This window comes from Methanolacinia petrolearia DSM 11571, from assembly GCF_000147875.1.
Classification (GTDB): domain Archaea; phylum Halobacteriota; class Methanomicrobia; order Methanomicrobiales; family Methanomicrobiaceae; genus Methanolacinia; species Methanolacinia petrolearia.
This window is the reverse complement of the sequence record NC_014507.1, coordinates 2,137,007-2,151,984: the sequence shown is the minus strand read 5'-3', so window position 1 is coordinate 2,151,984 and position 14,978 is coordinate 2,137,007. Positions and strand designations below refer to the sequence as shown.

The following is a 14,978-nucleotide window of genomic DNA, read 5'->3' as shown; positions in this document are numbered from 1 at the left end:
GTGAATAACCTACTTTAAAAAATCTAATTAAATGACGCAGGAATATGTACGGCTCAGGCCGGAGGATGATAATATTGAAATCGCCGTTTGAATTTATAGCACAATCGATAAATAAAAGACCGTTTGTGGTTGCAGGTCTGATTATCACGGTGTTGTTGCTTGGTATATATGGCGCAACAATGATAACGATGGAGACTGGAACCGAGACCTACCTTGATACCGATAAACCGGTCGGTTCCCTCCTCATGCATTACACCGAAATATTCGGGTCGGATTCTGTAGTATTGATAGTCGAAGGAGCGGATGTAACAAGACCTGATGTGTTGAATTACCTCGAGAGTCTTGAAGGAGATCTCGGCGGCCAAAGATATATCGCAGGTGCCACAGGAATTGTAGATCTTATAAAATCGGCCAACGGCGGAGTAATACCGCAGAACCAGGCAGATGTCGATGCTGTTCTTGATTCACTTCCCTCTGATTACTTAGACGTTCTTCTTCCGTCAAAGATGATGACTCTTGTAAGCATTCCTCTTGAAACAGGTGTTCCTGAGGAGGCACAGGAGGGAATTGTCAACAATGTGGATAGCCTTATTGCCTTCTCAAATCCCCCGGCAGGAATTACGATAACTCCGACCGGAAGTCCTGCATTCACTGTAGAGATGCAGGCGGATATGCAGAACAGCATGGGAACTCTCATCGCCCTTGCAATGATCTTTATGGTCATTGCAATGTTTGTCCTGTTCGGGCATGTGAGATACAGGCTCCTCCCTGTTTTTATCGTATTCTGCGGAATCCTCTCTACATTCGGGGTAATGGGGTTTGCAGGAATACCTGTCACTTCCATTGTCATTGCGGCGTTTCCTGTTCTGATAGGTATAGGTGTGGACTATGCAATTCAGTTCCAGTCCAGGTTTGACGAAGAGATAAAAAGGTCCACGATGAAGGAGGCAGTATTTACAACGGTTACAAATTCAGGCCCTGCAATATTTTTCGCCATGTGTGCAACCGCCCTCGGATTTGTCGCATTGACTTTTCTCGCACCGTCACCGATGATTTCAGGATTTGGAACTACATGTATCATCGGTATTGCATGCTGTTATCTCTCGGCAATGGTAGTTATTCCTACATTTGCAACAATTGTTAAATATAAACCCAAAACCGGCGGATTAAATCCTCTCGATCAGGCTGAATCCTGTCAGCTCGACTGGAAGGGATGTGAAGAGCCCCCGCATGTAAAGCCGGGTACGAAAGGCTCTTTTATGGAGAGATATGATATCGCGATCGGAAAACTTGCGGGAAAGATTGCAAGGAACCCGGCTCCGGTCCTTGTGGCTCTTCTGATGCTCGCGATTGTAGGAATTCAGCTTGATGAAACAATAATAATCGATACAGACGAGGATGCGATGGTTCCGCAGAATATGCCTGCGATGATATCGATGAATAAGCTCAGCAGTGTCGTAGGTTCAACGGATACGATTACGGCATTCGTCAAGGCTGATTCGGTACTTGAACCTGGCACTTTGCGCTGGATTGATGATTTTGGAGAGTATGAGCTATCCAAACAGGATGATCTTACAGGTGTCACGAGTGTTGCAACATACCTGAAACTTTACAACAACGGCGTTCTCCCGACAGAAGCTACCGAGATTGAAAGAGTATGGAATCTTATTCCCGAGAGTACAAAAGAGAGTTATCTGAACGGTAATACCGAAACAGTGATGGAATTTTCGATGGAGGATCTCTCCATTCCGGCAACTCAGGCACTTATCAAGGATATGCAGAAGGACCTGGACTGGTACACTCCGCACCCCGGTATGACCGTCACATATACCGGACAGTCGGTAATGTTTGGCGATCTTATCGATGGAATTGAAGAAACCAAGAATCCGATGACATTTGTCGGGTTCGGGCTGATTCTTCTGTTGCTGATATTATTATACAGGAAGTTCACCGCGGTCACACCCCTTGTTCCGATTATAATGATTGTAGGCTGGAACGGGATTATCATGTATTCGCTGGGGCTTACATACACTCTCCTTACGGCATGCCTTGGTGCGATGACGATAGGTGTAGCATCAGAGTACACGATTGTTATGATGGAGAGGTACCTGGAGGAAAAAGAGAAGGGGCTGGATACAATCACGGCCATTCAGACATCCGTCCAGAAGATTGGAGCAGCAGTTTCCGTATCCGGTCTTGCAACAGTCTGCGGTTTCTCTGCACTCACCCTGTCAACGTCCCCGATAATCCAAAACTTCGGAATAGTTACCGTTATTGCAGTAGGATTCTCGATCCTGGGTGCAATTATCGTCATGCCTGCCGCAATATCCGTATTCGAGTCAATAAATGACATTATGAAAGACTGGAAACGCCACCGTGCAGGCGGATGCCCCAAACAGAAAAAGAAGGAGTCCGGATATGCGGCGAAACTTTCAGAGTTTTTAAAGATATAAATTAAATATAATCTCTTTTTCGTCTATTCAATTGAGAATTTGTGATTTCTGATATTGTGTTTAAATTTGGGCATAAGCCCCTACGGGGCAGCCCGGCCTGGAGTTATTTTGGAGCGGGAGGGGAGCTTGTCCGTCCCCGAGTGCGACCTATCGCAACGGGGGGAGGGTTACAGGGAGGGGGATCTCCCCCTCCCTTTCAAACGCATGGATTTTTGTCTTGGCCTAATCTTTTCATAATGGTCGTAATGGGTTTCGAAAGGGGCTTATGCCCTATCCCAAATAAAAAACAGTAATCAAAATCATATCCTCATCCAGTCGGACGCCGGAGATGACAATATCCCTTTCGGAATCGTCCGGTCTGAGGACCCGTGTGGCTTTTGGAGGGGAATGCCCGTTCCTGATAATCTCAGTGAAAAAAAGATCGCGCTCTTCGCATTTCTTCCAGACCACTGCAAATAGCGAACCCCTGAGTTCTTCTCTTTCAAATCCGAAAATCGATGCGAAGGAATTGTTCGCATCGAAGATCTCGAAATCCGGGTGTGTCAGGAGGCACATCCCGGTATCCGTCTGGTAAAAAGATTCCTTGTAGATATTCTCACCCGTCGCCTGTCGTGGTTCCGTTTTTTTGAAAAGTCCCATTCAACTCTCCGTTTTCATTTTCTTATTTCAATTCCTTTAATTCGAGGAATCTCAGGATGTCTGTCCTTGTGACTATTCCTTCCACCTGACCGTCCCTGACCACCGGAACCCTTCCGATGTTCATCGTAGACATCAGTTTCAGGGCGTCAGTCAGCGGCGCCTCGGGAGGGAGGGTCACTGGATCTTTCGTCATAACATCCCTTACGATCATCGCTTCCCTGTCGATAGCTGATATCGTATTTATGTCGTGAAGCGTGACCACGCCGATTAACGCTCCGTTCTCGATCACCGGGAACCCGAGATGCTTTGTGTTGTACATCGCCTGGACTACCGCATCAACCGAACTTGCCGGGGAGATGTATGTAACCGGACTCGACATTGCATTTGCGACAGTTACCCCTTCCAGCAGGTGTGAGTATTTTATCATCGTCGCTTCCTGCCCCGCCCCAAGATAGACGAATACAGCGATAATAATCAGTATGGGATTGAACAGCAGAAGACCGATGAAACCGAACACAATCGCAAAACCCCTCCCTATATCCGCTGCAATCGATGTCGCCTGGTGAATCGGCATCCTCTTTGCAAGAAACGCCCTGAGCACTCTTCCACCGTCCATCGGGAATGCGGGGATGAGGTTGAAAAGGAACAGGAGGATGTTCAGAACACTCAGGTAACCGAATACATAGAACAATATTCCTGCAACTGCCGGCTGTGATATGAAATAATAGGAGAACAGGGCGACAATTCCCGTAACAATTCCGATTACAAGACTGGCAAGAGGGCCTGCTATTGCCATCGGCAGTTCTACATCCGGTTCCGGGGATTTCCCTTCGTCGATCTGTGAAACCCCTCCGAGGATAAGCAGTGTAATACTCTTTACCTCGAGCCCTTTTGAGATTGCGACGACGGAATGGGCGAGTTCGTGGATCAGTACACCGGCAAAAAGTGACAATGTCACTATCATACCGAGAATATACGGCATCTGGCCGGCGGTGATAAGTGATGTGTCGACAGGACCCGGAAGGCCGAATACCGTCTCAAGAAAGCTGACGCTGTATTCGATCTGGTACGCAATAATCAGTGTGAAAAGCGGGATCACTATGAGAAACGTGAAGTGAAGACGTATCGGGATGCCGAATAATTCACCGATCTGAATGGAATCTTTCATTGGGAAAGATTATATTTTTAACTTTTAAGAATTATACCTACAATCGGTTATAATATGAAGACTCAAATAACGGATCTTTTTGGGATGGAAGTATATACGGACAAATCCGTGAGGGTGGGTATTGTCGACGATGCTGTTTTGAATGTAGATACGAAGAAGGTAGATTTTCTTGCGGTAGGCGAGCTGAATCCTGATCTCTTCCAGCTTAAGGGCTTTAAAGGCATCAGGGTGCCTTTCCGTATTATAAAATCGGTTGGGGACATTATCATCATCCGGCACTTCAACAGCATGTTCCCGTCGCAGGGACCCGAGGACTGAATCCGGGTAAGGGGTTTGGCCTGAATATCTTTTTTTAACCGGTTATATGTTCGGAAACGAAATATTCAGCGGTCTTACGGCTATCCCTCCCGTATATGTACGGCTGGACGGCAGGGCTTTTCACGCGATGACCCGCGAAGCCGGGTTCAAGAAGCCTTTCGATGAGGATTTTATGAGTGTCATGTCCTCCGTAGCCTCATCGCTCATATCCGAAAGCGGGCTGGAACCCGTATTCGCATACGTTTTTTCCGATGAGATCAGCCTATATTTCGGTAATCTGCCCTTCGGCGGTCGAGTTGAAAAGATAGATTCGGTCTGTGCCTCCTATGCGGCAGGGGCGTTCATGGCTGTTTCAGGATCAAAGGCTCCTGTATCTTTCGATGCGAGGATTGTCTTTACGACCGAAGCTGACGCTCCCGGTTACCTTGAATGGAGGCAGAGGGAAGCATGGAGAAATCACATCAACGCCTACTGTCAGTATGCGCTGATCTCAGAAGGAATGTCTTCCCGCAAGGCCGCAGATCTCCTGAAAGGGATGAAGTCTGCGGATATGCACGAGATGATGTATAAAAGGGGCGTTAATCTCTCCAAGACTCCTTCGTGGCAGAGGCGGGGCGTCATCGTCAGGCGCGAGCAATATACGAAGACCGGATATAATCCTGTTGAAAAAAAAGAGGTCCTGACCGAAAGGTCGAAGGTCACAATCGATGATAATCCTCCTCTGTTCCATACAGAAGAAGGAAGGGAATACATCCTCGGGATAATTAAGAATTAAGGGATCAGTTGTTTCCCGAAATTCCGATCTTTATTTTGATGCCCTCGACATCCCAGTCCTGAACGAGATCGAAGTCGCCTTTAAGCGTACCTTCTTCAAAGACCATCTCTTTTGCACGGACCTCGCTCATTATTCCGTCCTTCCATCCTCCAGATACAAGCACGGCAATACGGTCGTCGTCGATTGCAACCCCGGCGGTGATATACTCCTCCACCTTCAGGTCGAGTTGCCTGCGCATCTCCTGGATTCTCCTTATTATCTCTCTTGAGAATCCTTCTGCCTCAATTTCGTCGGTAAGGGTGACGTCCACGCACACGACTCCGCCCTGCATCTCTGCCGAGAATACGTTTTCAGGAAGTTTTTCATTGAATACGACATGCTTTTCCGTTACCCTGAAACCGTCAGTCTCGTAGAAACCGTCTTTGAGGATACCATTCTTCAGCTCTGCCGCATCGGCACTCTCGATTGCCGCCTTTACCTTCGGCCCTTCCTTACCGAACTCCGGACCGATGGCTCTCATAACCGCCTCTGCCTCGAATTCCATCCTTTCCCATGAACCTTTTACGACCGAGACCTTCAGCGAGTTGGCACGCTGTTTGCAGAGTTCGTTCATGTCTTCGATTGCGGAAGCGACCGTGTCGTCGGATGTGATTACGATTGTCTCTGCGACAGGCCAGCGGAGTTTTCTCTTTCCATCCTGCCTTGCAGTCGCAACGGCTTCGTCGAACGAGCGTATAACGTCCATATCGGTCTCAAGACCGCTGTCGATGAGTTTCTCGTCGCCCGGGTACCAGTCGAGCATATGGACACTCCTGGGATCGGAGTTGGTCCTGAGGTTTTGGTATATGCTCTCAGAGATATACGGGGCCATCGGCGCAATTACTTCGATGAGCCTTCTCATTACGTAATACATCGTCTCGTAGGCCTGGATCTTTTCGACCGCCTCTTCCTCGAGCCACATCCTCTGCCTGATAAGCTGGACGTACCAGCGGGAGATATCTTCGAGGATGCAGTTTATGATATTTCTTGAAGCCTTGTGGAGTTCGCAGTTTTCTATATCTACTGAAACCTGAGAACAGAGTGTGTTTATCCTCGAGATGATCCACCTGTCCTCGACAGGCATCTCTTTGATGTTCTTCCTGATGTAGTCCGCATCCCAGACACCTGACTCTCCTGTTTCAGGAGCGAATGAATCGAGTATCATATACGGCAGGGGGAACCTGTAGACATTCCAGAGGATGTTCATCGCCCTGTTTGTAGTCTTTACGCCCTCCCAGTTGAACTTGAGGTCGTCCCACGGGGCGCTTGCCGAAAGGATATACATGCGCAGGACATCCACACCTACCCTTTCTATGATCTCTTCAGGAGTTACTACATTGCCGAGGGACTTAGACATCTTCCTGCCATCGGAGTCGAGCGAGAATCCGTGCATCATTACCTTTTTGTACGGCGCACGGTCAAAGGCGATGGTCGATGCACCAAGCTGCGAGTAGAACCATCCTCTCGTCTGGTCCTGGCCTTCGGTGATGAAGTCTGCCGGCCAAAGTTTTTCGAAGCGCTCCTTCTCTCTCGGGTAACCGATCGTTGCCCAGGACGCCATTGCCGAATCGAACCAGACGTCGAAGATATCCTCAACCCTCTTCATCGTCCCGCCGCAGGAGCACCCGAACGTGATCTCGTCCACGTACGGCCTGTGGGGGTCTTCCAGGTGTGATCCCGCTCTTTCGTTTAGTTCGGCGATCGTCCCGAAGACCTCCTGCTTCCCGCATGAATCACATTTCCATACCGGAATCGGTATACCCCAGTATCTCTGCCTTGAGATGCACCAGTCTCTGGAATCTGCGACGAAGTCGTGGAATCTCGCGCTTCCCGCCCAGTCGGGGTACCATTTGACCTTCGCGATCTCGTCGAGCATCTGCTGCTTTATACGCGGGATTGCAATGAACCACTGCTCTGTAGCACGGGAGATGATCGGGGTCTTGCAGCGCCAGCAGTGGCCGTATCTGTGTGTGATCTTCATCTCGGCAAGGAGATAATCGCCGAGGGCCTCGATTACCTTCGGGTTTGCGTCCTTCACATAAAGGCCTGCGAATTCACCCGCATCTACAGTCATCATACCCGTGCCGTCTACCGGGCAGAGGATGTCAAGGCCTTCTTTCTGGCCTACGAGGTAGTCGTCCCACCCGTGCCCGGGTGCGATATGGACCATTCCGGTATTCTCGAGGGTAACATAGTCTGCGGTTACGACCCTGTGAGTGATCTCTTTCTGCGCCGGGACATAATCTGCAAGAGGGGAGTCGTAAACGGTTCCGGCAAGATCGGCTCCGGTGGCCTTTTCGACAATATTGAAGTCAGAATATCTTCCTTTTCTGAGGACATCTTCCACGAGTTCGTCCGCGATCCACAAGTACTCGCGCTTCCCTTCCTTCTCCGCCTCGACCTTTGCGTAAACGAAGTCCTCTTTTACCGCGGTAGCCACGTTTCCCGGAAGTGTCCACGGGGTTGTCGTCCAGATCACTAGGTATTCGCTCTCTTTCCCTCTTACCGGGAACTTGACGAATATCGAGGGATCGGTCTCGTCCCAGTATTCGACCTCCGAGTCTGCGATCGCTGTTTCACAGCGCGGGCACCAGTTGACTACACGAAAACCTTTCTCCAGAAGTTTTTTCTCTTCGGCACGCTTCAGGACCCACCACGCGGATTCTACATAGTCGGGGCTGATCGTCTGGTAGGGATTGTCGAAGTCCATCCATACACCGAGATTTTTGAACTGCTCGGACATGATATCCTTGTGGACGACTGCGAAATTCTTGCATTTCTCGATGAAGTTCGAGATCCCGAAGGACTCGATGTCCTTTTTGGATTTGAATCCTAGTTCGTTCTCGACCCTGACCTCTATAGGAAGGCCGTGCATGTCGTATCCGGCGCGGTCTATGACATTGAGGCCGTTCATCCTCCTGAACCTGAGGATTGTGTCTTTAAGGATCTTGTTCCATGCCGTCCCGAGATGTATATGTCCTGTCGTGTATGGCGGCCCGTCTACGAAAAAGTAGTCAGGGCAGTCTGATCTATGCTCTTTTACCTTCCGGTAGATCTCCTCGTCTTTCCAGAAAGAACTTATTTCAGACTCCAGTTCCTTTGCATTAAAACTGCTTGTAACTTCTTTCAATGGTTTTCCCTCTTGTAGTTCAATAGTATGGGTAAGTAGATGAGATAGAACTGTTGCAGAATCTGTGGAGCTGTATGATTAAAATCTAAACGCTTCGCTGGTATTGAATTATGAATCAATTCATAAAAACGGAATACTGGATTACATTTTTTAACGGACAATAAAGCGACCCGCCGCAGGTGATGCGACAGCTCCGGCAAAAGTTCTCATTCTTCTAATAAATCGGTGCTGAGTTTAAATAAATGTGACGGGATTTTTTTGGGATGTTTAGGATTGTTTTCCGGGAACTCGAAACAGGACATAAGCCCCTTGGAAAATCCTCGCGAGAAAATCCCTGTATCTGAAAGGGAGGGGGAAGATTCCAGAGGTTTTCAGCAGGGCATAAGCCCCTCTGGGGCAGCCCTGGCTCATTTCGCTGCGCGAACTTTCGCAATCGTGATAGCCCGTCCTGGGCGCTACCCATCCGGGTAGCCCCGGCCGGGGAGATTTGCATTTATGAATCTGATGCGGTTTTTAGAGAGATCAACTGGACCTGACTTTTTTGGAGCATGAGGGGACGCTCGTCCGTCCCCGAGTGCGACCTATCGCAACGGGGGGAGGGTCACAGGGAGGGGGAGATCCCCCTCCCTTTCAGACACTCTCGCGAGGATTTTCCAAGGGGCTTATGCCCTTTTCATAATTCAAAAAAATCCCAAACCTCAATATTACACAGATCATATATCCAAATTACATGCAGATCGGAGTGATCGGCGCATCGGAATGTGAAGGGGATCTTGAAGAGATAGCAGAAGAGACGGGTCGTCTCATTGCCAAGAGCGGTGCAGTTCTCGTATGCGGAGGGAGAGGCGGCGTGATGGAGGCCGCATGCCGCGGTGCTGATGGAGAGGGAGGGATGACACTCGGAATACTGCCCGACATGTCGTCCGGGAATCCTTATCTCGGTGCCGTTGTGAAGTCGAACCTCGGGATCGCCAGGAATGCACTTGTCACCGGCTCTTCTGATGCGATAATTGCGGTCGGCGGTGCATACGGGACATTGTCCGAGATTGCGATGGCACTGAAGATGGAGATACCTGTCTTCGGTCTTGAAACGTGGGACATCCCCGGAGTTGTCGTGTGCAAAACCACTGAAGAAGCGGTTTCCAAAGCAGTTTTAGCCGCTGAAAACAGAATGTGATGCAGATGCTTATTGCGATAGTCAGTTCTTCGCTCGATCCGGCAGGAACGGCGATAAGGAAGTCGCTTTTATCGATGCTTGGTACAGACGGGTCTGAAGATATTGTGTACGGCGGCCACACACTCCGCTTCTTCGAGACCGAAGACCGGCTGATCTACGAGAACAATCTTGACGAACGAACCGGTGCCGACCTGGTAATCTTCATATCCCGGCACACGAGCAAAAATCCCTTCCCCGCCCTGACAGTTCACGTGACTGGAAACTATGGCGATGCCGCACTCGGCGGAGAACCCCGGTCGCTTGCCGCGGCAGCGCCCGAATGGATACATGCGGTCTTAAATGAGCTCAATAAAAAAGCCCCCACGGACTACAGGGTTTCTTACGAGGTGACGCACCACGGCCCGACAGATCTTAAGACTCCCTCCTTTTTCGTCGAGATCGGCAGTTCCGAAAAAGAGTGGGCTGATGAGAATGCCGCGAAGGCCGTCGCATCCTCTCTCCTTGAAGTTCTCTCCGCCGGAAGTGTAAGCGGGATCAGGATCATCGGTTTCGGCGGCAATCATTATGCGGCAAGGGAGACCGAAACTGCACTGAATTCGAATGCTGCCTTCGGTCACATCGTACACACGAGAAATATTCCCCTGATCGATCGTGCGATGGTTGCACAGATGATTGAAAGGACATCCGCAGATGCCGCGTACATCGATAAAAAGGCGCTGAAAGGTGAGGATGTCAGAAAGATCGAGGAGCTGATCTCCGAAACAGGACTCCCTTTGCTGTCCGAGGGGGAACTCCGCTCGATTTCCGGCCTTGAATGGAACACATATCTTGAAATAAGGAAGATCGCCGGAGCGGCGGTTCCCGGCTGTCACGTGGAAGTCCGGAATCTTAAAGGAGCGGGAGTTCCCGAAACATTTCAGGTCGACAGGGAGCTGATCCTGGAGGCAATAAAGGCGGATAAAAGAGATTTTTTCAACAATGTCGATAAAATGCCGGTGGTATGCCTCTACTCTGCAGACGGAAATTTTCAGCCAATTTTTATCTCGTATAAGGAAAATAGATTACAACTGATAAATGCTTTAATTACTTTGTGTGTTAAAATCTTACGCAAAGGAAGAGGTACGACCGTGGAAGGCGATCTCCTGACCCTGAAAAAGACGCGTCTTGATCCCCGTAAGGCTGCAGAATTGGGGATTAAAAAAGGTCCCCTGCTTGGAGAGCTTGCTTCAGGCAGGGAAGTGGAGGTCGACGGCAGAAAGATCAGCCCGTCCATGGTTCTTACAGTTGAGGAGAAGACCCTCAGAATACCCGGGTTGGAAGGATATCTATGATGAAATCAATTGTTGAAGAAGCGCTCAGCCGAGCAAACGAGGACGCAGAGATGATTGTTGACCGCCCTCAGGATAATGACGAGGAGCTCGAAGAGATCCTCCGCTCTCTAAGGACTGAAATTACTGTCGTGGGATGCGGTGGCGGAGGTTCAAATACTGTTACTAGAATGGCGGAAGAGGGAATCGACGGAGCAACCCTACTCGCCGTAAATACGGATGCCCAGCATCTGATAAGAACAAAGGCCGACAAGAGAATTCTCATCGGAAGACAGCGGACAAAGGGTTTTGGTGCAGGTTCGGTTCCCCAGGTGGGCGAAGAGGCGGCACTTGAAAACGAGGAGGAGATTCGTGCGGTTCTCTCCAACAGCGATATGGTCTTTATCACTGCAGGTCTCGGCGGTGGAACGGGTACCGGATCTGCACCCGTTATCGCTAATGCTGCACGCGAGCAGGGAGCGCTTACAATTGCGATCGTTACACTTCCGTTTACGGCTGAAGGTGCAATCCGTATGGAGAACGCGGAAGCCGGACTCGAGAGGCTCCGCGATGTCGCGGACACCGTAATCGTCGTTCCGAACGACCGCCTGCTTGAAGTCGTACCCCGCCTTCCACTGCACGCGGCCTTCAAAGTATCCGATGAAGTTTTGATGCGTGCCGTCAAAGGTATAACGGAACTTATCACACAGCCGGGGCTCGTCAACCTCGACTTCGCAGATGTCAGGACCGTCATGGAGCGTGGCGGCGTTGCAATGATCGGCATGGGTGAGAGTGACAGTGAAGATAAAGCCGCGGATTCGGTCAAGAAAGCACTCCGTTCCCCGCTCCTGGATGTGGATATATCCAATGCGTCGGCCGCTCTCGTCAATGTCGTCGGAGGTCCGGATATGACGATGGAGGAGGCCGAAGGAGTAGTCCAGGAGGTATACGAAAGGATTGATCCCGATGCGCGTATTATCTGGGGTGCCCAGGTCGATCCGGAGATGCACCACAAGATGCGCACCATGCTCGTCGTAACGGGGGTAAATTCCCCGCAGATCTACGGGCGCGGTGAAGATTCCGGTACACAATCCGGGCAGCCCCGCCGTGAATATGATATTGACTTTCTCAGGTGAAGAGTAAAAATGGCATTTAAATTCGATGAAGAACTGTTTAAAAAATACTGGCGCGTTCTGAAGCTCGCGAGAACTCCGGGCAGGGACGAGTTCCAGAAGATCGCCCTTGTTGCGGCAGCAGGAATAATATTAATCGGTCTGATTGGTTTCATCATATATATAATCATGAATCCATTCTTCTCGTAATTTCATTTTTCGGGGTTTAGGAAAATGACCGAAGAAGCTGTAAAAAACAAGATATATGCGATAAAAACGACCGCGAAACAGGAGCGGACGGTTGTCGACAATATAATCAAGGCTCTGGAGGACCACGACGAGATCAATGTAGTCGCGGTCATGGCCCCTGATGAGCTCAAGGGATACGTTCTCGTAGAAAGCCCTGATCCCATCGCAAGGATCGAGCAACTCAGGGAGATGGTCCCGAACGCCCGTACGGTGGTGAAGGGCGAGACCTCCTTCCACGAGGTCGAGCATTTCCTCGAGCCGAAACCGGTAGTCAGCGGAATTGACGAAGGTACGATCGTTGAGCTCATCGCCGGACCGTTCAAGGGCGAGAAGGCGATCGTCAAGCGTGTCGACACTTCCAAAGAGGAGATCACGGTCGAACTCTACGAGAGTATGGTTCCGATCCCGATCACCGTCCGCGGGGACAATGTCCGTGTGATCGACAAGATGGCTGAAGACTAAATTTTCTTTTTTATCTTTCCGATTGATAACTTTAAATTACTTAAAGACCAACCTGTACAGACCCAAGCTTTGGCAGACGGTAAACGCCGCCTGTCGGCAAAGGTGATATTACAATGGGAGAAGTAGTCGAGGTTTTGGTACCCGGCGGCAAGGCTACAGCAGGTCCCCCTCTGGGACCTGCGTTGGGCCCTCTCGGAATCAACGTGAAGGCTGTTGTTGACGAGATCAACAACAAGACCCGGGAATTTAACGGAATGCAGGTTCCTGTTAAAGTTCAGGTCGACGACAAGAAGAACTTCACAATATCCGTGGGTGTCCCACCCGCAGCTGCACTCGTAATCTCGGAGTGCGGACTTGAGAAGGGTTCAGGCGAACCCAACACAAACAAAGTGGGAGACTTGCCGTTTGAAGCTGCTGTTCGCATTGCCCGCATGAAACTGGACGACATGCTTTCATATGATGTCAAAAACGCCGTAAAGGAAGTTGTTGGCACATGTGTAAGCGTTGGAGTCACAGTAGACGGCAAAAATCCGAAGGATATGTTTGCCCTCATCGATGCAGGCGAATACGACGGCCAGCTAAATTGAACAGACTATGAAAACCCATAGAAGATCCGTAAGGGTCGTTGAACTATGGAGGTATTAATTTGGTAGAAAGGGTCCAGATTCTTAAGGCCGTAAACGAGGCCGTAGAGAAGGCGCCAAAGAGGAATTTTCAGGAGAGTATGGAAATATCCATCAACCTGAAGAATCTCGATATGGCGCAACCGAAAAACCGTATTGATGAGACAATGATTCTGCCTAAGGGAACAGGCAAGACTGTAAAGATTGCCGTTCTCGGAAAAGGAGATATCACCACTCAGGCAAAGGCTGCAAGTGTAGATCTCATCATTGGACCAGAAGAGATAGAGCGTCTCGGCGGCGAGCCGCGTGAAGCAAGGAAAATGGCTGAAGAGTACAACTTCTTCCTTGCAGAAACAGCAGTAATGCCGCTTGTCGGACGTTATCTCGGTACAAGACTTGGTCCCCGCGGTAAAATGCCACAGCCCGTCCCCCCGGGAATGGATGTCGGACCAATCGTTGAGCGTCTTCGCAATTCTGTCAAATTCCGTACAAAGGACAAAATGACATTCCATGTCAGGGTCGGTTCGACCGGCATGAGTCCCGAGGATGTTGCAGAAAATATCGACGCTATCATGAAGAAGGTTGAGTCCAGTCTTGCGAGTGGATCTATGAACGTACGCTCGGTTTATGTAAAGACATCCATGGGCCCTGCAGTGAGGTTGATATAATGCCGTTATATACGACACACCTTCCGCAGTGGAAAAAGGATGAAGTTGGAAAGATCAAAGAACTCTCTGAGCAGTATAAACTGACAGGTCTTGTAGACCTTCATGGCATTCCTGCAAAACAGCTGCAGGAGATGCGCCGCGACCTGAGAGGCTCGGCAGTCCTGAAGATGACGAGAAATACTCTTATCGAGCATGCATTCAGCCAGCTCGGCGGAGACATTTCGGAAATCAACTCGTATATCGACGGCCAGAGCGCTTTGATCTACACGAATGAAAACCCCTTCAAGCTTTACAAGAAGCTTAAGGAGACCATGACCAAGATGGTTGCAAAGCCCGGCGACATCGCACCGGAGGATATTTCCGTATCCAAGGGACCGACCGCGTTTCCGCCCGGACCAATCGTCGGTCAGCTTCAGCAGGCAGGAATCCCTGCGGCTATCGAGAGCGGAAAGGTCGTCATTCGTGAAAACAAAACTGTGGTAAAGGCGGGTGAAGAGATCAGCGCCAAGATGGCGGATGTTCTCGCAAAACTCGACGTCAGACCTATCGACGTCGGTTTGAACCTCCAAATCGCGTGTTATGAAGGCACATTCTTTGAGCCGAAAACACTGGACATTGATGAGAACAAGTACTTCAACAATGTTGTCCTTGCAGCTCAGCAGGCATTCAACCTGTCTGTCAATGCAGCATATCCGACCACGACAACAGCCGGTGCAATCATAGGAAAGGCTGTCCGCGAGGCCAGAAACCTCGGAGTAGAGGCAGCGGTCTATGAGAAGGACGTTGTCGAGATGATTATCGGACGTGCACAGAGAGAGATGCTTGCACTCAGGGCAATTGTTGAATAAAATAAATAAA

Annotated in this window: 14 protein-coding genes; 11 read left to right on the top strand and 3 right to left on the bottom strand. The window is 49.8% G+C overall.

The window, feature by feature from the left end; genetic code table 11:
• Positions 1–65 precede the first annotated feature (65 nt).
• Positions 66–2,453, top strand: coding sequence for an efflux RND transporter permease subunit (locus MPET_RS10785; protein ID WP_225353815.1), 2,388 nt, complete (start codon positions 66–68; stop codon positions 2,451–2,453).
• A 270-nt stretch (positions 2,454–2,723) separates the two neighbouring features.
• Here MPET_RS10785 and MPET_RS10780 read toward each other — a convergent pair whose 3' ends face one another.
• Both MPET_RS10780 and MPET_RS10775 read right to left on the bottom strand, forming a co-directional pair.
• Complete coding sequence (locus tag MPET_RS10780) at positions 2,724–3,092, bottom strand: PAS domain-containing protein (RefSeq protein ID WP_013330063.1); 369 nt, start codon at positions 3,090–3,092, stop codon at positions 2,724–2,726.
• 22 nt (positions 3,093–3,114) lie between these two features.
• Entirely contained in the window at positions 3,115–4,260 is a 1,146-nt protein-coding gene (locus MPET_RS10775) for a CBS domain-containing protein (protein WP_013330062.1), read from the bottom strand.
• A gap of 54 nt (positions 4,261–4,314) precedes the next feature.
• Here MPET_RS10775 and MPET_RS10770 point away from each other — a divergent pair, with 54 nt between their 5' ends.
• Together MPET_RS10770 and MPET_RS10765 are read left to right on the top strand one after the other, a co-directional pair.
• Positions 4,315–4,578: a PRC-barrel domain-containing protein gene (locus tag MPET_RS10770; protein ID WP_013330061.1), complete on the top strand. Its 264-nt coding sequence runs from the start codon at positions 4,315–4,317 to the stop codon at positions 4,576–4,578.
• 46 nt (positions 4,579–4,624) lie between these two features.
• Positions 4,625–5,353, top strand: coding sequence for a tRNA(His) guanylyltransferase Thg1 family protein (locus MPET_RS10765; RefSeq protein WP_013330060.1), 729 nt, complete (start codon positions 4,625–4,627; stop codon positions 5,351–5,353).
• Positions 5,354–5,357: 4 nt separating this feature from the next.
• Here the strand turns inward: MPET_RS10765 and ileS are convergent, their stop codons facing one another.
• A complete protein-coding gene (gene ileS, locus MPET_RS10760; protein WP_013330059.1) occupies positions 5,358–8,522 on the bottom strand; it encodes an isoleucine--tRNA ligase in 3,165 nt (1,054 codons plus the stop codon).
• 730 nt (positions 8,523–9,252) lie between these two features.
• Between ileS and MPET_RS10755 the strand changes: the two genes are divergently transcribed.
• The 8 genes from MPET_RS10755 to MPET_RS10720 all read left to right on the top strand — a co-directional run bounded on the left by MPET_RS10755 (position 9,253) and on the right by MPET_RS10720 (position 14,968).
• Positions 9,253–9,699, top strand: coding sequence for a TIGR00725 family protein (locus tag MPET_RS10755; protein ID WP_013330058.1), 447 nt, complete (start codon positions 9,253–9,255; stop codon positions 9,697–9,699).
• Positions 9,699–11,030: a D-aminoacyl-tRNA deacylase gene (locus MPET_RS10750; RefSeq protein WP_013330057.1), complete on the top strand. Its 1,332-nt coding sequence runs from the start codon at positions 9,699–9,701 to the stop codon at positions 11,028–11,030. Before MPET_RS10755 ends, MPET_RS10750 begins: the two co-directional genes overlap by 1 nt.
• Positions 11,030–12,142 carry a cell division protein FtsZ gene (ftsZ, locus tag MPET_RS10745; protein ID WP_048131109.1) on the top strand — a complete coding sequence of 371 codons (1,113 nt, stop codon included), beginning with the start codon at positions 11,030–11,032 and terminating at the stop codon, positions 12,140–12,142. Before MPET_RS10750 ends, ftsZ begins: the two co-directional genes overlap by 1 nt.
• Before the next feature lie 9 nt (positions 12,143–12,151).
• Complete coding sequence (locus MPET_RS10740) at positions 12,152–12,328, top strand: protein translocase SEC61 complex subunit gamma (protein ID WP_013330055.1); 177 nt, start codon at positions 12,152–12,154, stop codon at positions 12,326–12,328.
• 24 nt (positions 12,329–12,352) lie between these two features.
• On the top strand, positions 12,353–12,829 hold the full coding sequence (locus MPET_RS10735) for a transcription elongation factor Spt5 (RefSeq protein ID WP_013330054.1): 477 nt from the start codon (positions 12,353–12,355) through the stop codon (positions 12,827–12,829).
• Between the two features lie 113 nt (positions 12,830–12,942).
• A complete protein-coding gene (locus MPET_RS10730) occupies positions 12,943–13,416 on the top strand; it encodes a 50S ribosomal protein L11 (RefSeq protein WP_013330053.1) in 474 nt (157 codons plus the stop codon).
• 59 nt (positions 13,417–13,475) lie between these two features.
• Positions 13,476–14,120 carry a 50S ribosomal protein L1 gene (locus tag MPET_RS10725; protein WP_013330052.1) on the top strand — a complete coding sequence of 215 codons (645 nt, stop codon included), beginning with the start codon at positions 13,476–13,478 and terminating at the stop codon, positions 14,118–14,120.
• A complete protein-coding gene (locus MPET_RS10720) occupies positions 14,120–14,968 on the top strand; it encodes a 50S ribosomal protein L10 (protein WP_013330051.1) in 849 nt (282 codons plus the stop codon). The genes MPET_RS10725 and MPET_RS10720 overlap by 1 nt, the downstream gene beginning before the upstream one ends.
• Positions 14,969–14,978 lie beyond the last annotated feature (10 nt).

What these genes read in the sequence shown, in the direction of transcription:
- MPET_RS10785 (WP_225353815.1), top strand. Translation starts at nt 66, where the DNA reads ATGATAATATTGAAATCGCCGTTTGAATTTATAGCACAATCGATAAAT.
- MPET_RS10780 (WP_013330063.1), bottom strand. Translation starts at nt 3,092, where the DNA reads ATGGGACTTTTCAAAAAAACGGAACCACGACAGGCGACGGGTGAGAAT.
- MPET_RS10775 (WP_013330062.1), bottom strand. Translation starts at nt 4,260, where the DNA reads ATGAAAGATTCCATTCAGATCGGTGAATTATTCGGCATCCCGATACGT.
- MPET_RS10770 (WP_013330061.1), top strand. Translation starts at nt 4,315, where the DNA reads ATGAAGACTCAAATAACGGATCTTTTTGGGATGGAAGTATATACGGAC.
- MPET_RS10765 (WP_013330060.1), top strand. Translation starts at nt 4,625, where the DNA reads ATGTTCGGAAACGAAATATTCAGCGGTCTTACGGCTATCCCTCCCGTA.
- MPET_RS10755 (WP_013330058.1), top strand. Translation starts at nt 9,253, where the DNA reads ATGCAGATCGGAGTGATCGGCGCATCGGAATGTGAAGGGGATCTTGAA.
- MPET_RS10750 (WP_013330057.1), top strand. Translation starts at nt 9,699, where the DNA reads ATGCAGATGCTTATTGCGATAGTCAGTTCTTCGCTCGATCCGGCAGGA.
- ftsZ (WP_048131109.1), top strand. Translation starts at nt 11,030, where the DNA reads ATGAAATCAATTGTTGAAGAAGCGCTCAGCCGAGCAAACGAGGACGCA.
- MPET_RS10740 (WP_013330055.1), top strand. Translation starts at nt 12,152, where the DNA reads ATGGCATTTAAATTCGATGAAGAACTGTTTAAAAAATACTGGCGCGTT.
- MPET_RS10735 (WP_013330054.1), top strand. Translation starts at nt 12,353, where the DNA reads ATGACCGAAGAAGCTGTAAAAAACAAGATATATGCGATAAAAACGACC.
- MPET_RS10730 (WP_013330053.1), top strand. Translation starts at nt 12,943, where the DNA reads ATGGGAGAAGTAGTCGAGGTTTTGGTACCCGGCGGCAAGGCTACAGCA.
- MPET_RS10720 (WP_013330051.1), top strand. Translation starts at nt 14,120, where the DNA reads ATGCCGTTATATACGACACACCTTCCGCAGTGGAAAAAGGATGAAGTT.